This is a genomic window from uncultured Pelagibacterium sp. (genome assembly GCF_963972885.1).
Taxonomy (GTDB): domain Bacteria; phylum Pseudomonadota; class Alphaproteobacteria; order Rhizobiales; family Devosiaceae; genus Pelagibacterium; species Pelagibacterium nitratireducens.
The window spans coordinates 13730-39105 of sequence record NZ_CAXAXY010000020.1 but is presented as its reverse complement, the minus strand read 5'-3'; the positions used below and the strand labels follow the sequence as shown (position 1 = coordinate 39105).

At 60.5% G+C, this 25376-nt stretch carries 25 protein-coding genes and 3 tRNA genes; 20 read left to right on the top strand and 8 right to left on the bottom strand.

Annotation, left to right across the window (positions count from 1 at the left end):
* Nucleotides 1-94: 94 nt before the first annotated feature.
* Nucleotides 95-1078 (bottom strand): hypothetical protein, encoded by a 984-nt coding sequence (locus AACZ55_RS05655; RefSeq protein ID WP_339644039.1) that lies wholly within the window; start codon nt 1076-1078, stop codon nt 95-97.
* 106 nt (nt 1079-1184) lie between these two features.
* On the opposite strand from AACZ55_RS05655, the gene AACZ55_RS05650 reads away from it, so the two are divergent.
* The 3 genes from AACZ55_RS05650 (at nt 1185) to AACZ55_RS05640 (ending at nt 3929) form a co-directional block, all read left to right on the top strand.
* A complete protein-coding gene (locus AACZ55_RS05650; protein ID WP_339644036.1) occupies nt 1185-1763 on the top strand; it encodes a nitroreductase in 579 nt (192 codons plus the stop codon).
* 58 nt (nt 1764-1821) lie between these two features.
* Nucleotides 1822-2640, top strand: coding sequence for a transglycosylase SLT domain-containing protein (locus AACZ55_RS05645; protein WP_339644033.1), 819 nt, complete (start codon nt 1822-1824; stop codon nt 2638-2640).
* Nucleotides 2641-2720: 80 nt separating this feature from the next.
* A complete protein-coding gene (locus AACZ55_RS05640; RefSeq protein ID WP_339644030.1) occupies nt 2721-3929 on the top strand; it encodes a DUF2336 domain-containing protein in 1209 nt (402 codons plus the stop codon).
* Between the two features lie 7 nt (nt 3930-3936).
* Here the strand turns inward: AACZ55_RS05640 and AACZ55_RS05635 are convergent, their stop codons facing one another.
* The 3 genes from AACZ55_RS05635 to AACZ55_RS05625 form a co-directional block, all read right to left on the bottom strand.
* On the bottom strand, nt 3937-4713 hold the full coding sequence (locus AACZ55_RS05635) for an NAD kinase (RefSeq protein WP_338610287.1): 777 nt from the start codon (nt 4711-4713) through the stop codon (nt 3937-3939).
* Nucleotides 4714-4773: 60 nt separating this feature from the next.
* On the bottom strand, nt 4774-5370 hold the full coding sequence (locus tag AACZ55_RS05630) for a DUF308 domain-containing protein (RefSeq protein WP_338610288.1): 597 nt from the start codon (nt 5368-5370) through the stop codon (nt 4774-4776).
* A gap of 72 nt (nt 5371-5442) precedes the next feature.
* Nucleotides 5443-5518, bottom strand: a tRNA-Thr gene (locus AACZ55_RS05625).
* 134 nt (nt 5519-5652) lie between these two features.
* On the opposite strand from AACZ55_RS05625, the gene AACZ55_RS05620 reads away from it, so the two are divergent.
* Nucleotides 5653-6759, top strand: a complete 1107-nt coding sequence (locus tag AACZ55_RS05620) for an NADH:flavin oxidoreductase/NADH oxidase (RefSeq protein ID WP_339644025.1) — start codon at nt 5653-5655, stop codon at nt 6757-6759.
* A 2-nt stretch (nt 6760-6761) separates the two neighbouring features.
* Here AACZ55_RS05620 and AACZ55_RS05615 read toward each other — a convergent pair whose 3' ends face one another.
* Complete coding sequence (locus tag AACZ55_RS05615) at nt 6762-8000, bottom strand: ROK family transcriptional regulator (protein WP_339644022.1); 1239 nt, start codon at nt 7998-8000, stop codon at nt 6762-6764.
* Nucleotides 8001-8227: 227 nt separating this feature from the next.
* Here AACZ55_RS05615 and xylF point away from each other — a divergent pair, with 227 nt between their 5' ends.
* The 6 genes from xylF (at nt 8228) to AACZ55_RS05585 (ending at nt 14154) form a co-directional block, all read left to right on the top strand.
* A complete protein-coding gene (xylF, locus tag AACZ55_RS05610; protein ID WP_339644019.1) occupies nt 8228-9268 on the top strand; it encodes a D-xylose ABC transporter substrate-binding protein in 1041 nt (346 codons plus the stop codon).
* Nucleotides 9269-9356: 88 nt separating this feature from the next.
* On the top strand, nt 9357-10679 hold the full coding sequence (locus AACZ55_RS05605; RefSeq protein WP_338610292.1) for a sugar ABC transporter permease: 1323 nt from the start codon (nt 9357-9359) through the stop codon (nt 10677-10679).
* Nucleotides 10680-10691: 12 nt separating this feature from the next.
* Nucleotides 10692-11477: an ATP-binding cassette domain-containing protein gene (locus AACZ55_RS05600; protein WP_338610293.1), complete on the top strand. Its 786-nt coding sequence runs from the start codon at nt 10692-10694 to the stop codon at nt 11475-11477.
* 102 nt (nt 11478-11579) lie between these two features.
* On the top strand, nt 11580-12707 hold the full coding sequence (locus AACZ55_RS05595; protein ID WP_339644014.1) for an S-(hydroxymethyl)glutathione dehydrogenase/class III alcohol dehydrogenase: 1128 nt from the start codon (nt 11580-11582) through the stop codon (nt 12705-12707).
* Between the two features lie 2 nt (nt 12708-12709).
* Nucleotides 12710-13171 (top strand): YaiI/YqxD family protein, encoded by a 462-nt coding sequence (locus AACZ55_RS05590; RefSeq protein WP_339644010.1) that lies wholly within the window; start codon nt 12710-12712, stop codon nt 13169-13171.
* A gap of 182 nt (nt 13172-13353) precedes the next feature.
* Nucleotides 13354-14154, top strand: a complete 801-nt coding sequence (locus tag AACZ55_RS05585) for a polysaccharide deacetylase family protein (RefSeq protein WP_339644007.1) — start codon at nt 13354-13356, stop codon at nt 14152-14154.
* Here the strand turns inward: AACZ55_RS05585 and rlmB are convergent.
* Nucleotides 14151-15011 (bottom strand): 23S rRNA (guanosine(2251)-2'-O)-methyltransferase RlmB, encoded by an 861-nt coding sequence (gene rlmB, locus AACZ55_RS05580; protein WP_339644004.1) that lies wholly within the window; start codon nt 15009-15011, stop codon nt 14151-14153. The two genes, AACZ55_RS05585 and rlmB, sit on opposite strands and share 4 nt — an antisense overlap.
* 71 nt (nt 15012-15082) lie before the next feature.
* Between rlmB and AACZ55_RS05575 the strand changes: the two genes are divergently transcribed.
* From AACZ55_RS05575 to AACZ55_RS05530, 10 genes are all read left to right on the top strand, one after another.
* A tRNA-Tyr gene (locus AACZ55_RS05575) sits at nt 15083-15167 on the top strand.
* 54 nt (nt 15168-15221) lie between these two features.
* Nucleotides 15222-15295 (top strand) — tRNA-Gly (locus AACZ55_RS05570).
* 265 nt (nt 15296-15560) lie between these two features.
* The gene (locus tag AACZ55_RS05565) at nt 15561-16496 is read left to right on the top strand and encodes a DUF6282 family protein (RefSeq protein ID WP_339644001.1); all 936 of its coding nucleotides are present in this window, start codon (nt 15561-15563) and stop codon (nt 16494-16496) included.
* A 41-nt stretch (nt 16497-16537) separates the two neighbouring features.
* Nucleotides 16538-17530, top strand: a complete 993-nt coding sequence (locus AACZ55_RS05560) for a fumarylacetoacetate hydrolase family protein (RefSeq protein WP_339643998.1) — start codon at nt 16538-16540, stop codon at nt 17528-17530.
* Entirely contained in the window at nt 17527-18525 is a 999-nt protein-coding gene (locus AACZ55_RS05555) for an NAD(P)H-quinone oxidoreductase (RefSeq protein WP_339643996.1), read from the top strand. Before AACZ55_RS05560 ends, AACZ55_RS05555 begins: the two co-directional genes overlap by 4 nt.
* Nucleotides 18522-19433, top strand: coding sequence for a helix-turn-helix domain-containing protein (locus AACZ55_RS05550; protein WP_339643994.1), 912 nt, complete (start codon nt 18522-18524; stop codon nt 19431-19433). Before AACZ55_RS05555 ends, AACZ55_RS05550 begins: the two co-directional genes overlap by 4 nt.
* Nucleotides 19434-19574: 141 nt before the next feature.
* Complete coding sequence (locus AACZ55_RS05545) at nt 19575-20036, top strand: tripartite tricarboxylate transporter TctB family protein (protein ID WP_339643992.1); 462 nt, start codon at nt 19575-19577, stop codon at nt 20034-20036.
* 1 nt (nt 20037) lies between these two features.
* Nucleotides 20038-21537, top strand: coding sequence for a tripartite tricarboxylate transporter permease (locus AACZ55_RS05540; RefSeq protein WP_338610306.1), 1500 nt, complete (start codon nt 20038-20040; stop codon nt 21535-21537).
* A gap of 3 nt (nt 21538-21540) precedes the next feature.
* On the top strand, nt 21541-22011 hold the full coding sequence (locus AACZ55_RS05535) for a MaoC/PaaZ C-terminal domain-containing protein (protein WP_339643989.1): 471 nt from the start codon (nt 21541-21543) through the stop codon (nt 22009-22011).
* On the top strand, nt 22001-23536 hold the full coding sequence (locus tag AACZ55_RS05530; protein ID WP_339643986.1) for an AMP-binding protein: 1536 nt from the start codon (nt 22001-22003) through the stop codon (nt 23534-23536). Before AACZ55_RS05535 ends, AACZ55_RS05530 begins: the two co-directional genes overlap by 11 nt.
* On the opposite strand, the gene AACZ55_RS05525 is transcribed toward AACZ55_RS05530, so the two are convergent.
* Together AACZ55_RS05525 and AACZ55_RS05520 are read right to left on the bottom strand one after the other, a co-directional pair.
* Nucleotides 23524-23982, bottom strand: coding sequence for a MaoC family dehydratase (locus tag AACZ55_RS05525; protein ID WP_339643983.1), 459 nt, complete (start codon nt 23980-23982; stop codon nt 23524-23526). The genes AACZ55_RS05530 and AACZ55_RS05525 overlap by 13 nt on opposite strands.
* A complete protein-coding gene (locus AACZ55_RS05520) occupies nt 23979-25367 on the bottom strand; it encodes an MmgE/PrpD family protein (RefSeq protein WP_339643980.1) in 1389 nt (462 codons plus the stop codon). The genes AACZ55_RS05525 and AACZ55_RS05520 overlap by 4 nt, the downstream gene beginning before the upstream one ends.
* Nucleotides 25368-25376: the final 9 nt, after the last annotated feature.

Below are 25376 nucleotides of genomic sequence, written 5' to 3'. Positions count from 1 at the left end.
ATATATACAAATTTCAATGCGGAGCGTGCATCGCCCCATGCCGTCTAACCATTCACCGAGGCGATCTCGCCGTCGGAGGTTTTCGCATGCGCGTTCAATACACCGTCGTCAGAATCTCGACCTCGCGCGGGCTTCCGGCTGTCACCTCGAATTCGCGGTTATAGACATTCTCGCCCAGCTTGGCCAAAGCCAGGTAGTCGCCCTCGGCCAGCACGGTGGTCGGGAATGCGCCGATGTCGGCAAAGATGGTCTCCCCCTCCGGCGTCTTGATCGTCCATTCGACGTCGGCAATCGCCTCACCGCCGTCTTCGGACACCAGCCTCAGCGCGACCTGGGCGGCCTTCTGGTACAGTGTCGCCTCGGTGATCTGCCCCGGCTCTACCCGCAACTCGGTGCGCACCACGGCATTGACCGAACCAAAGCGCGAAGTGATCGCATAGATGCCGGCGTTGAGGTGGATGAGTTCGTCGGGCGCCACGTTTTCGGCCACCGTGACTCGGCCATTGGGGCCGTTGGAGTAGATATCGAAACGGAGCAGGTCGCTGGGGATCGGCACGTCCCCCGAGATCATCGCCGAGAGCCGCAATCCTCCCACCTCGAAAACGATGGTATGGGTGTTGGGGCCGGGTTCGACAAACAGCGTATCGCTGGCCTGGGCCCGCCCGTACGCCACATGCATGATGTACTCGCCCGGCGGAAGACTCAGCGTTGCCGTGGCGTCTTCGGATTTCGCGACCAGCGCCAATTCGCCTGTCTCATCGGTTCGCGTGTCGAAAACGCGCCACACCAGCCCTTCGGGAATGAAGGGGCCATCATCGGTCAACCGGGCCGAAAGCGTCACGGGCTGCGGGTCGGTAATGCCGGAAAAATCGGGCCGGTCCGGCCCCGTGTCGGGTCCATCGATTACCGTGTCGGGACCGGCACCATTGCCCGAATCGGCGGGCTGATCCGTGCCGCCGAATTCGGTCGGCCGTGGCGGGGGAACCGGGGCGACGAGCGTTTCATCGATTTCCTGGCCGAAGGCCGGTAAGGCGCCGAACGCCAGAACAAAAAGCAAAAGCAGGGACCGAAGGCGCATCAAACCACTCTTTACCGAATACTCCTCGCCAGCGAACACTCTGATAGGCTTGGATTGGGGAAAAGCTGTGTCATAAGGGAGCCCGATGAGCAAGTTGGGAGCTGTCATGACTGTGAATACCACGCTGCGCGACTATCTGTTGTCCCGCCGCACCGTCACCGCGCCGTTTCTGGCCGAGCCGGGGCCATCGCCCGAGCAGTTGACGGAGATGCTGACCATCGCCTGCCGGGTTCCCGATCACGGCAAGCTCGCCCCGTGGCGCTTCGTGGTTTATGACGGCGAGGCGCGCCAGCATGTCGGCGACCGGCTCCTGGAGATCGCCAAGACAAAATGGCCCGAGCGCGACGACGAGCAGCTTGAAATCGAGCGCAAGCAGTTCCTTCCCGCACCTCTGACCGTCGGTGTGATCTCGACGGCCGCTCCTCATTTCAAGATCCCTGAATTTGAGCAATTGCTGGCCGCCGGAAATGTCGCTTTCAATCTTTGCCATGCGGCCAACGCCCTTGGTTTTGGTGCCCATTGGGTCACCCGCTGGTTTGCCTATGACCCGCAGGCCGCTGCAATGCTGGGGGCGGCGGAAGGGGAGCGTTTCGTCGCCTTCGTTCACATCGGCACGCCGCAGACCCGGCTCGAGGAACGGGACCGACCCGATCCTGCGGCGCTGACCACCTATTGGCATGGTTAACCGGGAGTTAACCACGGTAGGGTTTCCTTAACGTCCAAGCATACTTGAGTCGGATTTCATGGCCTCCCCGATTTCCAACGTGCCGCAGCCCATCGCCTATGCCCTCGACAGGGCAGGGGCGCGCAATGGTGTGGATTTCGATTATCTTCTGCAGACGGCAATGCGGGAAAGCAGCCTGAACCCCAGCGCCAAGGCCCAGACATCGTCGGCGACGGGGCTGTTCCAGTTCATCGAGAGCACATGGCTCGAAGTGATGAAGGATGAGGGGCCAAGGCTGGGCTACCAGGATTTTGCCGATCACATTCAGGAACATGAGGGCGAATTCTTCGTCTCGGATCCGGCGGTGCGCCAGCAGATTCTCGAATTGCGCAACGATCCGCAGGTGGCGTCCGACATGGCAGCGGCCTTCACCCGCCGCAATGGCGATTATCTGATGGGCAAGTTCGGACGCATGCCCAGCCCTGGCGAGCTCTACATTGCCCATTTTCTCGGGCCGAGCGGGGCCGAGAGGTTTTTCGAGCTCGGATTGCAGAACCCGAACGCCGATGCGGCAGCGGCCTTTCCGCGTCCCGCCGCCGCCAATCCATCGATCTTTTACGAAAATGGACGCCCGCGCAGCGTGCGGGAGGTCTATGAAGCGCTGGTGGCCCGCCATTCGGGTACGACGGACAACGCGGCCTTTGCCGCCCAGCAGCTGGCGAGCCAGCAGCCCTTGCCCTCGCGGGTGGAAATCGATTCGGCGCCGTTGATCCCGCCCGGCGTCTCCTTTACCTCGCTGTTTGCCACCGAAGCGCAATCGTCGGTACCGGCTCCCGTTCAGACGCCAAACGTCGTGCCGGGCCGTGCGCTGTTCAGCGGGTTCTATTCGGGCGAATAGTCCTCGGGGCCAATTGGCCGGTTATGGTGAACCAAAACTTAAACCTTGCGGGCTAGTTTGTCCCCAAGAGTGTTTTGGGGATGCGTATGGTCGCCTATCAGCGTTACGTGCAACTTTGCCAATCGCGGGACAGCGAGGAGCGGGGGCAGGCAGCTCATCTGGCTGCCATGGCCTATCTTGCCCATCGCGGGCCGGCGGACGAGCAGGCAGCGCTTTATGCGGCGCTGATGAATTTTCTCGACGATCCGTCGGTCAAGGTCCGCGCCGCGCTGGCCTATGGGTTGCTGCATTCCGAGAACGCGCCGCGCCCGATCATGCTCTCTCTGGCCCAGGACGCGCCGGTCATTTCCCGTGCCGTGGTCCAGTTTTCCCCGGTCCTGCTCGATGCCGATCTGATGGGCATTATCCGCTCGGGCGATCCGGACATGCTGGCGGTAATGACCGCCCGTCCGACACTGAGCCAGCGTGTGGCGCTGGCGCTCACCCGTCTGGGCGATCCCGATCTGTGCCTTAGGGTTTTGGGTCGCGCCGACATCGCCTTGCCGGAAGATGATCTTACCCTGCTGTCGGAAAAATGGGGCGAGGACGCAAAGGTGCGTGGCGCGCTGCTCAAGCGCCGCGATCTGCCCGGTATTGCCCGATTGCATCTGGTCGAATGTGTCCGGCAGGCGCTTTTGGGATTGCGGGTCGTCAAGGGCGCAATCCAGCCGCGTCGCCTCGAGCGCCTGATGCGCGATGCCTGCGACAACGCAACCACGGCCATCGGTGAGCGCGAAGCGGGCAGGGGCGCGCGGGGCTATGTCGCGGCGATGTCGGAGGGTGAAAAGATCAACGCCCGGCTGATGCTGCATGCCATGGTGCACGGGCACGTGCTGTTTTTTGCCGACGCGCTTTCCCATCTCTCGGGCACACCGCGGGCCAAGATTTTCACCATTCTCGACAGCGGCAGCCGCGCGGCGCTGCATGCCGTATTCAGCCGCTGCGGGTTTACCCCTGCGGTGCGCAACTTGCTCGCGCGCCTGGTCGGTCATGCACGGCAGGCCGATCTGGCCGATGATGTGGCGGCGCGCCACTGCGTCGTTTCGCTCCTGATCGAGGAGTTGATTGTCGAGCACGACGGGGTGCTTCCCGCTGCGCTCGAAGAATCGTTTGCCTATCTCAACGAGCAGAATATCGCGCTGGCCCGCAGCGCGGCGCGCGGCGTGATGCCTGCCTTTGCCGCCGAATCGCCCGATGAGATCATGGTGCCCGATCTGCGCCAGCAGCGTCTGGCGCTTCCGGCGGCCTGATTTCGGGTCAGTAGCGAAACTGCTCGATCAGCACCCGCTCGTCGAGGCTGTGACCGGGGTCGAACAGAAGCGTTGCCGAATGGCGGCGGCTTTCATGGACCTGCACTTCCACGACATTGTCGAACTGCACGTTGTCTGCAACCGCACTGACGGGCCGCTTGCCGTTTTCCTGGGTCGTAAAGGTAATATTGGCCCGGTTCGACAGGATCGCCCCACGCCAGCGCCGCGGGCGAAATGGCGAGATCGGCGTCAGGGCCAGAAGCGGCGCGGTGATCGGTAGGATGGGACCGTGGGCCGACAGGTTGTAGGCGGTCGACCCGGCCGGGGTCGCCACGATGATGCCGTCGCAGATCAATTCCTCGAGGCGCGTTTCCCCGTCGATCGCGATTCTGATCTTGGCGGCCTGATAGGACGAGCGATAGAGCGAGACTTCGTTGAGCGCGAGCGCTTCGGATACCTTGCCATCGGAATCGGTCACCCGCATCGCCAGCGGATGAATGCGGGTCGGAAGGGCAGCCCGCAGCCGAACGTCCAGGGCGTCGGCGTTGTAGTCGTTCATCAGGAAACCGATGGTCCCGAAATTCATGCCGTAGACCGGCACGTTCCGGTCCATGACCCGATGCAGCGTTTCGAGCATCAGCCCGTCACCGCCCAGCGCAACGACGATCGAGGCGTTCTCGATCCCCGCATCGCCGTGATGTGATATCAGCGCCTCCCGGGCCGCATTGGCTTCGGGCGTGTCAGAGGAGACAAAGGCAACCTTGCCATCAGTATAGAGCGCCAAGGTATCCTCCGCAGAACCGCATTTGCCAAGCTGGCCAAGGCCTTACCACGGCTTGCCAGGTCAGCCAATCGGTTTGGACTGTTCGGTGACCTGCCGGATCGACCAGGCGAGATAGCCGATGGCCGCCCCGATCGCGATCAATTGCAGGCCTACGAATATGGCGATCAGCCAGGGAGCGGTGGTTTCGAGGTTGATGATGAGAATGATCGAAAGGACCACCCCGAGCACCCCACTGAGCAAGACCCAGAGCCAGCCGACAATTGGCCGGATGGTCAGCGCCCAGACAACTTTGGAGAGCCCTTCGATCATGAAGAAAACCACAAGCAAGAGCCCGAAAGCCAAAATTGATTGCCCGGGATTGCGCAGGATGAGAAACCCGATCAACAGCGCCAGCACCGCCGAAATCAGTTGTAACCAGACATAGGGCGTATGTCGGGCGGGAATCAGCCCGATGCCCTGGAGAACTCCGCTGGCAACCAGGAGCCATCCGATGGCCCCGATAACGGCTTGTGCCGAAAATATTGGGGAAATGATCGAGAGCAGGCCGGCGAGCACCAGCAGCCCCGCTTGCGCAAGATAGAGCAGCGAAAACCGCCGAACCCCCTCCCGCATCGCCTGACGATAAAGTTCTGCCGCAGCGTCCATCGAGATGGTCATGATGATCGAGCCTCCGCCTGTTGGCCGCGAGTCTAGCTCATTCGATGCAATAGGGAAATCGGTGGGGATCACTGGTGCCGGCAGCAGGACTTGAACCCGCGACCCTCTGATTACAAATCAGATGCTCTACCAACTGAGCTATACCGGCAACGGAGCGGTTGCTAGCACCAGTCCCGCTCCGATGCAAGGATCATGGCGCTGTGTGGTTAGGAGATTTGTTGCCTTATCCTCGCCCCCGGCGCTACCCATTATCATTCCACCATAACAAGGACGCAACTGACCATGGCACAGCCAAAACTGTTCGAGCCGATCAGGATCGGAGACACCACTCTGGCCAACCGGATCGTGATTGCCCCGATGTGCCAGTATTCGGCACAGGACGGGGAAATGAACGACTGGCACCTGATCCATCTCGGGCACCTGGCACTGTCTGGCGCGGCGCTTCTGACCATTGAGGCGACCGCGGTAAAGCCGGAGGGCCGGATCACCTATGGTGATGTCGGGCTTTACAACGATGCAACGGAAGCGGCCATGAAGCGTGTGCTGGATGGCATTCGCCGATGGTCCGATATGCCCATTTCGGTCCAACTGGCCCATGCTGGCCGCAAGGCGAGTTGCGAGGTGCCCTGGAAGGGCGGAGCCCAGCTGCCTCCCGATCACGCGAATGGGTGGCAGACCGAGGCGCCGTCCGCGGTTGCCTTCCTCGATAGCGACAACGACCCGGTGGCGCTGGACGCAGATGGGCTTGCCCGTATCCGCGATTGTTTCGCCGAGGCGGCACGGCGGGCAGACCGGTTGGGGCTCGATGCCGTTCAGATTCACGCTGCGCATGGCTATCTGCTGCACGAATTTCTGTCCCCCATCTCGAACCGGCGCGATGATGAGTATGGCGGGTCTCTTGAAAACCGCATGCGCTTTCCGCTCGAAATTTTCGACGCCGTTCGGGCGGCCTTCCCTTCCCAAAAGCCGGTCACCGTACGTGTATCGGGAACCGACTGGGTCGATGGTGGCTGGGATGGCGAACAGACAGTGGCATTCGCCAGGGCACTCGAGGCAAGAGGATGTTCTGCAATTCACGTTTCGAGCGGCGGCACCAGCCCTGCCCAGAAAATTCCCGTCGGGCCGAACTATCAGGTTCCTCTGGCCCGGCAAGTCAAACAGGCCGTCTCCATGCCGGTGGTTGCCGTGGGGCTGATTACCGAGGCCGAGCAGGCCGAGGCCATCGTTTCGACTGGTGATGCGGACATGATCGCGGTGGCACGCGCCGTACTCTATGATCCGCGTTGGCCTTGGCACGTTGCTGCGGCGCTGGGCGGGCAGGTCAAGGCGCCGCCTCAATATCTGCGGTCTCAGCCGCGGCAGTATTCGCACCTGTTTCTGACCGATTGAGCCTATTCCGCGGAACGGCGTGCCGCAGGCAGGGATACGCGGTCGGCAAAAGTCCTGTCGATTTCGGTCAAGGTCTTCATCATGAGGCCTCGATAAATCGGCTCGCCGGCGTCAGGCACAAGCTGGATCGGCGGCAACCCGCGCATCCGGCCCATGAGCGAAGCAGCAGCGCCTTCGGCGATTGCAGTTGCGACCAGGTCATGGGCGGCTGTGTTGGGGCCGAGCAGGATGAGCCTGTCGATCTCGACGATCGAAATCAGCCGGCTTATGCCGTGCCCGATGGCCGCTCCAGCTGCAGAAAAGGCCCGTTGGGCGGCCCGATCGCCCTGACGCGCTCGCGCCATGATGTGCTGGAAATCGGCGGGCGGGACGGCGCTGGCCGGCGTGGCATGCTCGGGCACCGAATAGGCGGCACGCAATATGGCGTAATCGGCGGCATAGGCCTCGACGCAACCGCGCGCGCCGCAGCGGCACAAGGCGCCGCCGGGGATATGGATCATGTGCCCGAACTCGGTCGCCAGCCCCGCGTCGGGACTTGCGTCGGTGGGGAGCGTCAGCCCCATGCCGATTGTCGAGCCGAGATAGATCGTTGCGATGCCGGCCCTTGCGAGATCGGGATCGAGCCAGCGCATGCCATCCGCCATCAGCCGGCCGCGCTTGAACAGGTGGGCGGCCAATCCGAGCCGGTTGTTGATCGCCGTCACGATGTCGTGGCCGCTCAAATGGGGAATGGGCGACCAGGTCAGCCCATGGCCCGAGGCGTTCAATATTCCCTGCACCGAGATGGAAACGCCATGCAGCGTGTTGCCGATATCTGTGTTGCGGCCAATCATGTGGCCGATGCGCTCGATGAACCACGCTGCGGGTGCGACTTCGGAAAAGAGGGTAGGGCCAACGCCGGATTCGACCCTGTCGACGAGCACGCCGCCATAGTCGAGCAGCGACATACGGCAGCGGTTGACGTCGAGTTCGATGAGCAGAACGAAGCCGGCGCTTCGGTTGTGTACAAGTTGCACGGCGGGCCGCCCGCGCGCTTTTGCGCCGGCCTGCGGCTCGGCAAGTTCGGCAACGATGCCGTCGCCGACAAGATCTGCGGCAATGGCCGTCAGGGTGGCATTGGAAAGTCCGGTCAGCGTGGCCACCTGCGAACGCGAGAGCGGACCGTGCCGGCGCAATGCGTCCAGCACCAGGAGCCGGTTCTGCCGCCGGATCATTTCCGTGTCCGCAACGCCCTGCGCCAAACGGGCCTCCCACTCGTGCCGCCGTGGGTCTTCTATGGGCTGCTGTGCCAGGTTGCACGCATTTTTCCACGCCGAACAAATGGACGTTGACACAGCAATGCGCCCGTGCCAATTATTTTTTCGGGTATTGAAAAATATCCGTTGCGGTGGCCCGAGGAGGCACACCGCTGGAGGCATAACCCTTTTACTGTGGTTTGGCGGACGCAAATGTCCGCAGGAGGAAAATCATGAAAACTTTCGCAGCTGCCCTTCTGGGCACGACTGTTATTTTCGGTCTGGCCGGGGGCGCACTGGCTCAGGACATCACCGTTGGCGTTTCCTGGTCCAACTTCCAGGAAGAGCGCTGGAAGACCGACGAGGCAGCCATCCAGGCTCAGCTTGATGAAATGGGCGCCAGCTACATTTCCGCAGACGCGCAGTCTTCAGCATCCAAGCAGCTTACCGATATCGAAAGCCTTATCGCTCAGGGCGCCGATGCGCTCATCGTTCTGGCTCAGGATACCGATGCCATCCAGCCGGCAATCGCCGCCGCAGTGGCAGAGGGAATCCCGGTGATCGGCTATGACCGCCTCATCGAAAATGCCGATGCGTTCTACATCACCTTCGACAACCAGGGTGTTGGCCGCCTGCAGGCTGAATCGGTGTTTGCCGTGCAGCCGACCGGCAATTACGTCTTCATCAAGGGCTCGAGCACCGATCCCAACGCGGACTTCCTGCATGCGGGTCAGCTCGAAGTGCTTCAGGATGCGATCGACGCCGGCGATATCGTCAATGTCGGCGAAGCCTATACCGATGGCTGGCTCCCGGAAAACGCTCAGGCCAACATGGAACAGTTCCTGACCGCCAATAACAACGAGGTCGATGCGGTCGTTGCCTCGAACGACGGTACCGCTGGTGGCGCCATTGCCGCCCTTGCCGCTCAGGGGCTTGATGGTGCTGTGCCGGTCTCGGGCCAGGATGGCGATCATGCCGCCCTCAACCGTATCGCTCTTGGCACCCAGACCGTGTCGGTCTGGAAAGACAGCCGTGAACTTGGCGCCAAGGCTGCCGAGATCGCAGTTGAATTGGCCGGCGGCGCTGCACTTGCCGATATCGAAGGCTCGGTGACGTTTGATGGTGGCCCGAATGGCGTCGAGATGAACTCGCTGTTCCTGGCTCCCGTTGCGATCACGCAGGACAATCTTGATGTGGTCATTGACGCTGGCTGGGTCAGCAAGGACGTTGTCTGTCAGGGCGTTGACGCCGGTTCGGTTGCCGCTTGCGACTGATCTGCATCATCAATTTTTGATCCGCGGTCGCGGCGCTGTTGTGGCGCCGCGGCCCGTTCCATAAGGAACCAGCCCTTTGGGGGAGAGAATGGCCGATCAGAACGCCATGTCATCATCATCGAACTCATCATCGTCCGGTCTGGTGATGGGCAACCCAATCCAGCGCTTCTTGAGCGCCACCGAGATCGATACCCGTCTTCTGGGCATGCTCGGGGCGCTGCTCTTGATCTGGATTGGCTTCCATTTCATGTCGGGCGGCCTTTTCATGACCCCTCGAAACCTCTGGAACCTCTCGGTTCAGACGGCTTCGATCTCGATCATGGCAACCGGCATGGTGCTGGTCATCGTCACCCGCAACATCGATCTGTCGGTGGGGTCGCTGCTTGGCGTGCTTGCGATGGTCATGGGCGTAACCCAGACCGAATATCTGCCTGCGCTGCTCGGCTTCGGCCATCCGCTGATCTGGGTCATTACGCTTGCCGTGGGCCTTGCGTTCGGCCTCGCGATCGGAGCTTTGCAGGGCTCGATCATCGCCTATCTCAAGGTGCCCGCCTTTATTGTCACGCTGGGCGGCTATCTCGTCTGGCGCGGTGCGGCCTGGTGGGTGACATCGGGGCGGACGGTCGCGCCGCTCGATACCAATTTCCGGTTGATGGGTGGCGGTCCGGAAGGTGCGGTTGGCTATTCGGTGAGCTGGATTTTGGCGCTCGTTGCCTGCCTGGCCATCGGCGCCTATCTCATCTATGCGCGCCAGCAGCGCCGGCGGTTCAACTTCCCGCAGCGCCCCGTCTGGGCGGAGGGCGTTCTCGCCATACTCGGCTGCGGTTCGGTCATCGGTGCAGTGGCGGTCTTCAATGCCTATCCCTGGCCCATCCGTATTGCGGAAAACTATGCAAACGCCAACAACATCCCCGTTCCGGAAGGCGGGCTGTTCATTGCGCATGGCATTGCCATTCCTGTGCTGATCGCCGTGGGTGTCGGGGTCGTCATGACCTTCATTGCGACGCGCACCCGGTTCGGGCGGTATGTCTTTGCCATGGGCGGCAGCCCTGAAGCGGCCGAACTGGCCGGCATCAATACCCGCTGGGTCACCGTCAAGATCTTCATGCTCATGGGCGCGCTGTGCGCCATCGCCGCGTCGATCTCGTCGGCCCGGCTTAACGCGGCAACCAATGCCATGGGAACGCTGGACGAGCTTTACGTCATCGCTGCGGCGGTGATTGGCGGCACCTCGCTTTCGGGCGGTGTGGGTACCATCGTCGGCGCCATGATCGGCGCGCTTGTGATGCAGTCACTCCAGTCCGGCATGGTGCTGATGGGGCTCGACAGCCCGCTTCAGTCGATCGTCGTGGGCATAGTCCTCGTGGTCGCGGTCTGGCTCGATACGCTCTACCGCAATCGCGGGCAGTAAGGATTTGAATCGATGAACCAACACGTGACAACTCCGCTCGTTGAACTCGAAGACATTTCCATCGCGTTCGGTGGCATTCGTGCCGTCGACAGCGCTTCCATCGATCTTTATCCCGGTGAGGTGGTCGGTCTGCTCGGGCATAATGGCGCGGGAAAATCGACGCTGATCAAGATACTGTCGGGTGCCTACAAGCGAGATTCGGGCGATATTCGGATCGATGGGCAGAGCGCAACGATCAACAATCCTCGCGATGCCAAGGCATATGGCATCGAGACGATCTACCAGACCCTCGCGGTGGCCGACAATGTCGATGCAGCGGCCAATCTGTTCCTCGGGCGTGAATTGACCACGGCCATCGGCACGCTTGATGACGTCGCCATGGAACACAAGGCGCGCGAGGTCATGGGACGCCTCAACCCCAATTTCCGGCGTTTCAAGGAGCCGGTCAAAGCCCTTTCGGGCGGTCAGCGCCAGTCGGTGGCCATTGCACGGGCAATCCTGTTCAATGCGCGGATACTGATAATGGACGAACCTACAGCCGCGTTGGGACCGCAGGAGACCACGCAGGTCGGTGATCTCATCAAGCAGCTCAAGTCCGAAGGCATCGGTATCTTTCTCATCAGTCACGACATTCACGACGTGTTCGATCTCGCTGACAGGGTGTGCGTGATGAAGAACGGCCAGGTGGTTGGCTCTGCCAAGACCGCCGACGTGACCAAGGACGAAGTGCTGGGCATGATCATTCTGGGCAAATGCCCACCTGGTGCCACGCCGGGGCCGGGGGCCATGAAAGAGTGATCGGCAGCGGGCGCTTCGGCGCCCGTTCTCGTTTTCATCATTTGCCCTTTGTGTTCGGGCTGTGCCAACTTTGCTTTCCGAACAGAATCGAGGAGGCGGATCATGAAGACGCGGGCTGCAGTTGCATTTGAGGCCGGCGGGCCGCTGGAAATCGTCGAGCTCGACCTCGATGGCCCCAAGGCGGGTGAAGTGCTTGTCGAAATCAAGGCGACCGGCATCTGCCACACCGACGATTTCACGCTTTCCGGTGCGGATCCCGAGGGATTGTTTCCCGCCGTACTCGGCCATGAAGGGGCCGGGGTGGTCGTGGAGGTCGGCGCAGGTGTGACGTCGGTCAAACCCGGTGATCACGTCATTCCGCTCTACACGCCCGAGTGTCGGGAATGCCCGTCCTGCTTGTCGCGCAAGACCAATCTTTGCACCGCCATCCGCGCCACGCAGGGGCAGGGGTTGATGCCCGACGGAACGTCCCGCTTTTCCTACAAGGGCAAGCCCGTGTTCCATTACATGGGCTGCTCGACCTTCTCGAACTATACCGTCATGCCCGAAATCGCGGTGGCCAAGATCGATGCCAGCGCGCCGTTCGACAAGGTCTGCTACGTCGGGTGTGGTGTAACGACGGGCGTTGGCGCAGTGCTCAACACCGCCAAGGTGGAGCAGGGGGCTACTGCCGTTGTGTTCGGGCTCGGCGGTATCGGGCTCAATGTCATTCAGGGCCTGCGCATGGCCGGTGCCGACATGATCATCGGCGTCGATCTCAACAATGACAAGCAAAGCTGGGGCACGCGCTTCGGGATGACCCATTTCGTCAACCCGCGTGAGATCGAAGGCGATATCGTCAGCCATATCGTCAACATGACCAAGCGAGGTGCCGATCAGATTGGTGGTGCCGATTATACATTCGATTGCACGGGCAATGTGACGGTGATGCGTCAGGCTCTCGAAGCCAGCCATCGTGGCTGGGGCAAATCGGTCATCATCGGCGTGGCCGGCGCCGGGCAGGAAATTTCCACGCGTCCTTTCCAGCTCGTCACGGGCCGCACCTGGATGGGCACGGCGTTTGGCGGCGCGCGAGGACGCACGGACGTGCCCAAAATCGTCGACTGGTACATGAACGGCAAGATCGAGATCGATCCGATGATCACCCACACGCTGCGGCTCGAAGACATCAACAAGGGGTTCGAGCTGATGCATTCGGGCGAATCCATTCGGTCGGTGGTTCTTTACTGACCATGCCTGAAATCTACGTCGACGCTGATGCGTGCCCGGTCAAGGCCGAAGTCACCCGCGTTGCCGAGCGGCATGGGCTCGTTGTGACCTTCGTTGCGAATTTCGGGCTGCGACCGTCGCGCGATCCCATGATCCGCCACGTCATGGTGCCCCAGGGTGCCGATGCCGCCGACGACTGGATCGTCGATCATGCGGGTGCCGGCGACATTGTTATCACCTCCGACATCCCGCTGGCGTCACGCGCGCTGGAAAAGGGTGCCCATGTTCTGGGCCCGTCTGGCAAGCCGTTTACGACAGCTTCGATCGGCATGGCGCTGGCCATGCGCGATCTCAACCAGCACTTGCGCGAAACCGGCGAGAGCAAGGGCTACAACCGCGAGTTCACCGCGCGCGACAAGTCGAGTTTTCTCCAGGCCCTCGACGAACATGCAGTTCGGCTCAAGCGGGAGCGCTCGGCCAAGTAACTGTTCGTTAAGTATAAACTCCTGCATTCTGAACGCGTTGTTAACCATGTTGCACGCAGCTTGGGTGCCGATCAGGATTGTTCGGCCGGGTGGTTGGTGTTGTGCGGACAGCATGTCTATTGGGGGTAGTGGCGGCGTTATTGGCAGGATGTGCCAAACCGCCCGAGATGAATCCGGATTTGATGACCAGTGCGGGCGTCGATACGATGAGCACCAGCTCGATCAATCCGATGGCCATGAGTTTGAGGACGGCCTACCAGCCGATGCCCGTAATGCCTTCAATATTTTCCGGAAAGCTCGCCGGCCGAACGGTGACGGTTTCGGAATCTGGGCCATTGGGTCTGCAACCGGGCGAAATCATACTGACTTTCGATGACGGTCCCCGTGCTGGCATTACTGAGTCCATTCTCGATACGCTGGATCAGTATGGGGTCAAGGCGACCTTCCTCATGCTCGGATCGGCCGCTGAGCGCTATCCCTCGCTTGTGCGCGAGGTTGCGGCCCGCGGACACACGATCGGCACCCACACTTACAATCATGTCGATTTGTCCAATCTGAGCAATCAGGAGGCAGTCGCCGAAATCTATGCGGGGCAACAGGCCGTCGCGGCGGCGCTGGCGCCAGACGACCTCGCGCCGTCGCGTTTTTTCCGGTTCCCCTATCTGGCGCAGAATGGTGTGATCCGCACCAGCGCGGTCGAGAGCCGCTTCATCGTTCTCGATGTGGATATCGACTCCAAGGACTATTTCGCTGAAACTCCGCAACAGGTGCTCGACCGCACGCTTGCGCGGCTTGATGAACAGGGGGCGGGGGTAGTGCTGTTCCACGACATTCACTTGCGAACGGCCGCGGTGCTCCCGGAATTTCTCAAGACCTTGCGAGAGCGAGGTTATCAGGTCGTTGCACTGAGATCGTCTGGTGGCGGGGTATTCGACGGCCCCGTCATAACCGCTGATGCATCAAGCGTTGATCCGGAAGTCTAGCCGGCTGTCGCGGCGAACAGGGCAATTGCCGCAGCATTGGAGACGTTGAGCGATTTGATCGGTCCAGGCATATCGAGCCGCACCATCTCGTCACACAGCGACCGCGTTTTCTGCCGCAATCCCTTGCCTTCGGCGCCGAGCACGATGGCCAGCTTGCCGCCGGCGGGGCGGGGGCGTAGCAGTCCGGGCGCTTCGGAATCAAATCCGAGACACACAAGGCCGTTGCTCTTGAGGGTTTCGAGCGCATCGCCGAGATTGCGCACCGACACCATGGGAATCAGATCCAGCGCTCCGGAGGCCGATTTGGCCAGTACACCGGTTTCCCGGGGCGCATAACGCGCCGTGGTGACCACTGCATCGGCGCCGAAGGCGCAGGCCGTTCGCAGGATGGCCCCGACATTGTGCGGATCGGTCACCTGATCGAGAACGATCACCAGGTCGAGCTTTTCGATATCGGCAAGGCCGAAGCGATCGACCGGATCGACTTCCAGTGCAACGCCCTGATGCACCGCATCTGCACCAAGCAGTTTGTCGAGGTCACGAGGCGTCGTTTCTTGTACTGCCAATTGGGGCAGGGCCGCGCCCTCGGTCAATCTGTTGAGACCGTTCGGTGTTGCCAGGAGTCGCCGCTTGGCGCGACGCGGATTGTCGAGCGCGGCGCGCACGGTGTGCAGCCCGTAAAGATAGACCGGCCCATCGTCCGGCAGAATGGGTGGGCGCCTTTTGGATGGGAACTTGTTCTTGCTCATGGCAATGGCGTATCGCTTTGCCGCGAACTCGGCAAGCGGCAAGCACAGTGGTGAAACATATGAAATTTCCTTGCGATGGCAGTTGACAGGGAAGGTCGCTACCACCATAAACCGCCCCGTGATGGTGTTTGGAAACGGGTGCTATTGCAAATGCCTCGCTTCGCCGATGTCACGATTGGGGAGGGGTGGGAGAGTGGTTAAATCCATCAGACTGTAAATCTGACCGCTTAGCGTACGCTGGTTCGAATCCAGCCCCCTCCACCAAAATCGTGCTTGCCCACAGGGCATGAACCGGACACAGTGGCGAGACACCCTCGGGCGGGTGTAGCTCAATGGTAGAGCAGAAGCCTTCCAAGCTTACGACGAGGGTTCGATTCCCTTCACCCGCTCCACTTTCTCCCAGTCCTTCCATACTGCCTAATCTGATCGAACAGCCGCGCGAAGGTCGCTGGCGGTATGTTCGGTGTGCCGCTCCATTTTGATCTGGCAGCGCAACAGGCATCCGCCTTCCGGCGCTATATGCGACATCACCGACTACCAGCCTGGCACCCGATCAGGCGTTTCGACTGGCGAAAAGGTGGCCTGCTCACTTTGAAGCGATAACGGCTTTCTTCTAGCTTCGCCGGCAATCGAAACGCAAAAATGAAGTAGTCGAAAATGGCCGGAAAACAATGGCGTAGCGAAGCGCGTGCGCTTATCGATTCAATTGCGCCCGAGCGTGTTGATGCTCTTTTGAAGGGGGCCGTGGACTTGCACGTTCATTCCGGGCCGTCCACCATGCCACGCCAGCTCGACCACCTTGAAGAGGTCGACCAAGCGGCGGCTGCGGGCATGCGTGGGGTGTTGTTCAAGGATCACCACTATTCCGTTTCACCAATGATGCCGATGCTCGAGCGTATCAGCGCCAGTTCGGGCGTCCACATGTTTGGCTCGCTGGTTCTCAACAATACCGTTGGTGGTCTGAATCCTCACGCGGTGGACTACAACGTGAAGATGGGTGCGAAGCTTGTCTTCATGCCGACAGCGCATGCGGCCAATCACATCCGCAACACGCACCGCAACGCCAGGCTGGCCAGCAATGTGCAGTTGCGTAAGCCGTATGGGATCACCGTTATTGACGCGACAGGCGAGTTGCTCGACCCGGTCAAACAGATCCTAGACATCATCGCCGAGCACGATGTGATCTTGTCGTCCGGCCACCTTCACATTGCAGAGGTCTGGGTCCTCTTCGATGAAGCCAAGCGGCGCGGCGTGAAAAGGCTGCTGGTCAACCACCCCGCTTACGGCCTTCACTGCACGTATGAAGATGTTTCCGAGCTTGCGGCCATGGGCGCGATGATCGAGCAGTCCGCCTGCCTGTTTGTCGACTCGCGATTCAACGTCTTCCCTCCCGATGAACTCAAAGCCCAAGTCGATGCGGCCGGCGTCGCCAACTCATCAATAGGCTCGGACCTTGGTCAGGTTGATAATCCAAGCCCGGTGGAGGGGATGCGCCAGATCATAGCCATGCTGCTCGCACTGGGCTTTTCCGACGAGGATGTCGGCAAGATGGTTCGCGACAATCCTGCACGCCTCGTCGGCCTGGAAAGCTGACTCCTCCCGCATTCCACTACTGTTGAAGAAAGTCTCAAACCATGAAGCTGGGAACGGCCCTTATCGAGGGGCGCGATACGCTCATTGCCGCAATCGGCGACACCGGCGCCGTGACGCTGTCGGCCGCCTATCAGGCGGCCGGGCTCGGGGCTGTGCCCGCTAGCCTCAACGACCTGATAGAGGCAGGGCCCGATGAGTTGTCACGGGCGCGCGGCGCAGTCGAGACAGCTGCTGCCAACGGCGCAAGCATGCTCCGGGTGGCGGACATCGATTTCCGGCCGCCGCAGCCGCGTCCGACCAAATTCATGGGCGTAGCGATGAACAATCGCGGTATCCGCAAGGAGGCTCACAAGAGCCCAACTGTTCCCAATTATTTTCTCAAAGCGCCCTCCTGCCTGACTGGACACAACCATCCGATCATCATGAAGGAGCACTATGGAGAGACCATTCCCGAACTCGAACTTGCTGCTATCATTGGCAAGCGGGCAAAGAACGTTTCGGTAGAGGAGGCGCGCGATGTCATCTTCGGCTATTCGATAGCCAACGACATTACTTCGCACGGCATCAAATTCGGCTATGACTCGATTGCCACGACCCGGGCACCCGAATTGACCCGCCCTCATCATTTCGCCTGGCGCAACCGGCATGGCGAGGACGACAACGACATCTATTTCGTCTACCACACGCGATCGAAGGCGACCGATACGTTCGGGCCGATGGGGCCCTGGATTACCACGGCCGACGAGATAGCAAATCCCAACACCCTCGACGTGCGGGGCTATTTCAACGGTGAGCCTTTCGCCCAGGATAACACGTCAAACTACATGTTCACTGTCGAGCAGGTGATTGCTGACGCGAGCGAATGGTTTACTCTTGAACCCGGTGACATCATCATTTTCGGGACAACGGCCAAGGGTGTGGGCAAATATCCGCACGGCCACCGCGAGATCAACATGCACAAGATGAATGGGTTGATCGAGTGCGAGATCGAGGGCCTTGGAAAATTGGCCAACCGGGTGGTTCACGAAAAATGACCGAGGCGATGCGCGTCATTGAAATCGCGGGTGCAGGCGGGCCCGAGGTCCTTCGGATGGCCGAACGGCCGCGTCCCGAGCCACGGCCCGACGAAGTGCGCATCAAGGTGGCTGCAATAGGCCTCAACCGTCCGGATATCCAGCAAAGGCGTGGGCTCTATCCGCCCCCGCCAGATGCCAGCGATCTGCCCGGCCTCGATGTTGCCGGCACGGTCGACGCCGTGGGGCAGGGCGTCGATACTGCGATACTGGGAAGGCAAGTCTGTGCGCTCACCAACGGTGGAGGTTATGCGGAATTTTGCTGCGTTCCCGCAGTTCAAACCATGCCGGTCCCTCAAGGGTTCAGCATAGAGGAAGCCGCCTCTCTCCCCGAAGTCTTCTTTACGGCCTGGAACAATATTGTCCTGCTGGCCCGATTTGCCGACAAGGAAACGCTTTTGATTCAGGGCGGCTCGAGTGGCGTCGGGCTTGCGGCCACCCAGATCGCGCGTCACTTGTTCGATGGCACAGTGATCGTAACGGCTTCAACCCCGGAAAAGCGACAATTGTGTCTCGAGTTCGGTGCATCGCACGCCTTCGACTATCGCGATCCAGGTTGGACCGATCAGGTGCGTGCCGCAACGGGCGGGCAGGGGGTCGACGTTATCCTTGATGGACAGGCCGGGCCCTATACGCAGCCCGAACTCGACCTTCTGAGATCTGACGGTCGGCTCGTGCTGATCGCCAGCCATCTGGGAAAGACCGCAGCAATCAATCTCAACGACATTGTTCGTCGGCGCCTTACGCTCACCGGTTCCACTTTGCGGCCCCGTTCGCCCGCCTATAAAGGGCAGATCGCCTCGCAACTGACCGATCGGGTATGGCCTCTGATCGAAACAGGACAGATCAGGACCCACATCCATGAGGTTTTCGCATTCGATGATATGCGGCGAGCCCATGCGCTGATGGACAGCAACGACCAGATGGGCAAGGTCGTGGTCAGGGTTGCACCATGAGTGACGTAACACCGGTGATGGCGCCGCCCCTTTCAAATCGTGAGCTGCGGGCCGATAGTGTCGACTCGACGGAATGGTTCGGGACGGCAGTGTTGGATTCGCCGGTGGTCGTTGGCAAGAGTAGTGAGATCAGATCTGCAAGCCGCATTTTGGCGGTGCTGCAAGCCATGAACCGCGAGCCCTACTCCACGATCCAGTCGCTTCATGAGGCGACTGGACTGCCCAAACCCACTCTGGTGCGTATGCTCAAGACCCTGGAGGCAGGAGGGTTTGTCAGCAATGATCGTCGCCAGGCCGGCTATCAGATCACCTCACTTGTCACATCGCTCAGCAATGGTTTTCACGGCGATCCACTGGTGGTTGAGGCCGGTCGTGCCTGGGCGATGAAACTCAATTCGGAATACAAATGGCCCGTTGCCATCGGAGTCTTTGATGGTGAGGCAATGGTTGTGCGTTTCTCTACGGTGCATGACAGCCCTGTGTCGCCATTTCACGCCACAATCAACATGCGGTTGAGCTTGTTCACACGCGCTCTGGGCCGGGCCTATCTTGCGGCGATCAGCGACGATCAGATTGCCGAACTGATCGCCAATGCCCGAGGCTCCGACGAACTGGAGCCGCCTTCGGCGCGTGATCCGGCCTTTGTCGAGCGTATGGTTCGGACGGTGCGTGAGCGGGGCTATGCCATGCGCGACGCCCATGTGGAGCCGCGGTCATCCGATACCATCGCGGTGCCGATTTTTTCGCGTGGGACCGTGCAGGCCAGCATCGGGATCACCTATTTTCGCTCGGCAATGAACTCGTTCGGATCCCACACCAAGTTCGTTGCCGCCCTCAAACATGCGGCTGAGGGCATCGGCGCCGAAGTCGACCGGCTCCAGATCGCGCGCGGCTATCAAAACAGTTGAGCGGTGACGCCCCTTGTTTCGCCAGACGAAACGAGCAGGCGGTGCCGTTGTCGTTTCGGGGTCGAGCCGCGACCTTCGGGCAACTTTGCATCAAGAGGATATTTGCACCATGAGCACATCAACTTCTGTCGGTATCGCGCCATGAAGGTGGGCTCGGACGCTTTGGCTGGAATCATTTTCATCGTCTTTGGCATCGGCACGATGGCGCTGGGCTGGGGCTATGGTTTGGGTACCATGAACCAGCCCGGCAGTGGCGCAATGCCTGTCATGGCAGGCGCTGCGTTGGCGCTTCTCGGCATGGCGCAGATGCTCAAGGTCCGCATGGAAGCCGGCGATCCGGCGTCGCACAAACCTGCTTTCTCCGTGTCCGAAATTCGACCTTTGCTGGTGATTCTGGCAGCGGTGTTCGCCTTTGCCACCCTTATTCTGCCCACGGGGCTTATCCCGGCCTTGATCGCGCTTATTGCGATTGCATGGTTTGCGCAAAAGGGTGGTGCCCGCTGGGAATTGTTCGGGGCCATGATCCTGGTCGTTGTCGTGATAACCGCCATTTTCAAGTTCGGACTCGGGCTTCCCCTGCGCCTTTTTGCCTGGGGGTTTTGAGATGGATCTGCTTCCGCTTTTGACACTCGGCCTTCAGGTCGCCACCAATCCCGTCAATCTCCTTTATTGCCTTTTGGGTGTGACCTTGGGCACAGCCATTGGCGTCTTGCCCGGTGTGGGGCCAATCATCACCATTGCGCTTCTGCTGCCGCTCAGTTTCGGTTTGCCCGCAGAGGCTTCGATCATCCTGTTGGCCGGCATCTATTATGGTGCCTCTTATGGCGGCTCGACGACCTCAATTCTGGTCAACCTGCCAGGTGAAGCGTCCTCCGCGGTTACCTGTATCGATGGGCATCAGATGGCCAAACAGGGACGGGCAGGGGCCGCGCTGGCCGTTGCCGCGCTGGGTTCGTTTTTTGCCGGCACGATCGGCACCCTGCTGATCGCACTAGCCGGGCCACCTCTTGCAGCCATCGCCATGCGCTTCGGCGCGGCGGAATATGCGGCACTGGTGTTTGCAGCGCTCCTCATGGTGGCCACCATGACACGCGGGGGTGCAATAAAGGGAATAGGCGTGGCCCTTCTGGGCGTTATTTTCGGGCTGGGTGGTTCCGATGTCATGACGGGCGTCTTCCGCTTCACCTTTGGCATTCCCGAATTGCGGGACGGTGTCGATTTTGCGGTGCTTGCCGTTGGGCTGTTCGCTATCGCTGAAATCGTCGGCAATACCTCCAAGCAGTCCGGGGAAACCATCACAACCAGCGCTATCGGGAAGCTCTGGCCAACGCGGCAGGACTTTCGAGACGCCTGGCCCGCCGTTCTGCGTGGCACAGGCATCGGCTCTCTGCTTGGGGTGTTGCCAGGAGCCGGCGTGGCGATGAGTTCCTTTTCGGCTTATATGGTCGAAAAGAGCGTGGCCAGGGAACCTGAGCGCTTCGGCGCCGGCGCCATCGAAGGGGTGGCCGCACCGGAATCGGCCAACAATGCCGCCTCCCAGACCGGCTTTATTCCCACGCTGCTGCTCGGCATTCCCGGCAGTCCCGTGATGGCGCTGCTGCTGGGAGCCTTCATGATCCACGGCGTGGCACCGGGGCCGCGCATGATGACCGATCATGCGCCGCTGTTCTGGGGGCTGATCGCCTCCATGTGGATCGGCAATCTGTTTCTCGTTGTCCTCAATCTGCCGTTGATCGGGCTCTGGGTGCGATTGCTCAAGGTCCCCTATCACTGGCTCTACGTTTTCGTTTTGGCCTTTGCCTGTGTCGGGGTCTTCACGATGGGGTCGTCCTCCTTTCAGATCTATGCTCTCGTGTTCTTTGGATTGCTTGGTTATCTGCTGCGCGCGGCAGGGCTGAGCCCGGCTCTTTTCATCCTGGGCTTCATCCTGGGGCCGATGTTTGAGGAAAACTTCAGGCGCGCAATGGCGGTGTCTCATGGCGATCCCTTCGTTTTCTTCCAGCGCCCGATCAGCCTGATATTTGTATTGCTCGGCTTGTCCGTCCTCGTCCTGGCCACCACGGCCTTTGTTCGCCGGGGCCGCGAAGAGGCAGAGGAAGCCTAGGCAATGATCGACATCGAACATGCCGGCGATCTCGCAGCTCATGCGGGCAAATGTCTTGGCCGTTCGCAATGGATGGTCGTCGACCAGCCCATGGTGGACGCCTTCGCGACACTGTCAGGGGATACCCACTGGATCCATGTCGATGTGGCTCGGGCCCGGGCCGAGATGCCAAACGGAGAGACGATCGTTCATGGTCTACTCCTGCTTTCGCTGATGCCCCGGCTTCAGCAGGATATTTACAGGATCGCCGAGCGAGGCATCGGTCTCAATTATGGTTATGACCGGGTCCGGTTTGTCGCGCCGGCGCCGGTTGGCGCAAAAATCAGGCTCGCGCTGACCCTTATCGCTGCGGAGCCACATGTGCAGGGCACGCGGATTATAACCGATGCGGAGATCGAGGTGGAAGGGAGTGCAAAGCCAGCTCTGGTCGCGCGCCACCTTCTGCTGGTCAGGGACAAGTCCAATGAAGATTGATCGATCGATGGGTGCCGAAGGACAGTTGCTGCACACCATCATTGCCCATGCCGGCAAACGTCCGTATGCGCCTGCATTCAGTTGTGGCGGAGTCCATTTGACCTGGGAAGATTTTGCCGCAGCAATTCTGGATGTAGCTGGCACAATCGCCGCCGAATTCGGGGAACGAAAACAGCAACCGGTGGCACTGGTCGGCGTAAATTCCGCCGAACTGGTGATTGCCTATCTTGCGATCGTGGCGGCGGGTCAGTGCGCCGTTCCCTTGCCGGTCTCTGCGAACGCGGAGACCCTGGCTGGAATGCTATCTGACTGTCGCCCAAACCTGGTCTTTACTGATCGCGTTGGGTTCGACCTCATAGGGAGCGAGGGTGCCGAACGGATTGTTGCAATCGGCTTCTCCCAAACCTCCACGGAGGATTGGAATGAGTTTGCAATTGAAAACGCGAAGCTGGAAACGCCGGTCGCTATGTCGGGGACCGATGATTTCAACATCATCTATAGTTCCGGCACTACGGCGCGTCCCAAAGGCATCGTGCAATCTCATGCCATGCGATATCGGCAGGCGGCGCGCGCAACATTCGGTCTGGGACCCGCCAGCACCATGCTGCTAGCGACCCCGCTTTATTCCAACACCACACTGATGCCCCTGCTGGCCACGCTCTGCCACGGCGGAAATGTGGTGCTCATGCAGAAGTTTTCGGCGGCTGGCTACCTTGATCTTGCCGAAGAAATCAGCGCGACACACACGATGCTGGTACCAATACAGTACCAGCGCCTCCTTGGAGAGCCTGATTTTGTTCGCCGCGATCTTTCCGCGTTCGTCGTCAAACAATCAACTGGCGCGCCACTTGCGAGCGCCATGAAGCGCGATCTGACCGCCTACTGGCCCGGCAAACTGCTGGAAGTCTACGGCCTGACAGAGGGAGGCTGTACGTCAATCCTTGATGTGGGCGCCCATCCCGACTGCTATCACACCGTGGGTCGCCCGGCACCGGGCAACGATATCAGGATCATCGACGAAGCCGGCACCGAACTGCCGGCCGGCGAGGTGGGGGAGATCGTGGGGTGCTCTCCAACCATGATGACGCGCTATTTCCGCAACCCCCAGGCCACCGAAGCTTTCTACTGGCGAGATGCGGAGGGCCAAAAGTTCCACCGGACCGGGGACATCGGTCTGATCGATGAGGCCGGTTTCCTCGTACTGCGTGACCGAAAGAAAGATGTCATCATATCTGGCGGCTTCAACGTTTACGCCTCTGATCTGGAGCGCGTTCTGCTCGATCATCCAGATATCGAGGATGCCGCCGTGATCGCCGTTCCCAGTCAGAAATGGGGAGAGACCCCGCTAGGGCTGGTGGTCATGAAAGAGGGTGTCACGGCCGATCTGTCGGAGGTTTGCGCCTGGGCCAATGGTCGCCTCGGCAGCATGCAGCGGCTCTCGAGGGTCGAGGTGCGTCCAACGCTCCCGCGCTCTCCGGCCGGCAAGATGCTTAAGCAGGACCTGAAAAAACCCTACTGGGCCTGAGGTTGGCGCGTCGGGACCTGACCGATCGAAATCATCGACATCACCACTTCAGTGTTCTGATTGACGACGCTGATCCGCGTTCGGATGATGCCAAATTTGGGGTTGGATTTCGAGAGGTGCTTGTCGATCACTTCGCGTACGACGTGCACTCGGTCGCCGGGCCTCACGGGCTTTTTCCAGCGCAACTCATCGATGCCCATTCCGACAACCGGCGTTTCGCCGTAACCGCCGGATTCGATAAACAGTCGCATCGAGACAGCAGCGATCTGCCATCCGCTGGCGATCAGGCCTTTGAAGCGTCCATTGGCCGCCGCTATGGGGTCGCAATGGATTGGTTGTGGGTCATTGGCACGGCCGAAATTCACGATCTCGGCTTCGGTTATTTCGAGCTCTTCGCTTTGCCATATCTCGCCAATGGAAAAATCCTCGAAGGTGCGAGCCGTCATGTCGGCACACGTAGCGGTGCAAACGTGCCGGCGAGATCTGTTACGGTATCGAGCTCGGTCAACGCTGCGGCCAGATCTTCCGCCCGGTCTTGCGAAATGACGCCTGCCACATTGGCCATGAACTTTTCGATATAGACACTGGCCGGGGCGGAGTTTCTTGCGGTGCCCTGCATGTCTTCAACAGTATGGGAAATGGTTGTCCCGTCTGAAAATTCGATCGTAACCACGCCGCGTGAGCGGGACGTGTCCTGTGCCGCAATCGGATCGGCGATATGAATGACCTTGTCCGCCAGGGCGTTGATGCGAGGATCTATAAGGCTGCTTTGTGCGTAGGCGGACTTGTCGAAGCGGCCAAGCACCAAGGCTTCGGCCACAGTATGCTGCAGGCTGATGCGGCCGTGCCATGAGGTGAGCGGGCGCCGTTTTTCGCTCAAGGGCTCGCAGACGGTGCGAAACGAGCGGGGCATGATCTCACAGCGGATCTGGGCGATGGCACCGGTATCGATGTCGTGCGTGGCCCGAAGCGCCAGTGCTGCCGCGATAAAGGGCATCAATGTGTAGGCACACGGATAGAGCTTTGTTGCGATGTTGAGCACTTCCCAACGTTCGCCAAGGTCCTGGATGAGTTCGTTGAAGCGGAATTCGGGTTCTGACTGTATGTGGCTTTTGAACCATCCGAACTTCCCTTCGAAAACGGCGGCGGGCCCCGAAACGCCTTGGGCCGCCAGAGCTATCGCACGCACGGCAGCGGCGGCGGCAAAGCCGACATGAAGGGTCTTGGTAGAGGTTCCGTCTTCAAACGAAGCAATCGAGCCGGACGAGAGGCTGGCTGCCGTTCCGACCGCATCCACGGTTTGCCCGCGATCCAAACCACGCAGGCGAGCAGCGGCGTATGTTGCGCCAAACACCCCGTAAACGCTGGTCGGGTGCATTCCCACTTCGTGCATCCGCACTGGCGAGACGAGGCCGAGACGGCACAGAATTTCGGACCCAACGATTACGGCTTCCAGAAACTGGCGACCTGAGAGGCCCTGGGCTTGCGCCATCGGCAGCACTGCGGAAACAATAACGCCCGTCGTATGAATGTTGCTCGCGATGTGGGTATCGTCGAATTCGAGAACAGCCGACGCCACGCCGTTTGTGAACGCAGCACCGGCGAGAGAGGTCTCCGCTGCACTCAAGAGCGCATGGGCGCCCTTGCCGCCACCGTCTGCATCGCCATACGCCCGCTCAGCGGCTGCAACGGTGGGATGTGCGCTGGACGCAATCATGACGCCAACTATGTCGAGTACTCGCAGCTTGGCGTTTTCGATAACCGACGAGGGGGCGTCATCCAGCGAAAACGCCAGACCCCATTCCGCCAGCCTTGCACTCAATGTCGTCATCTCGCCCGA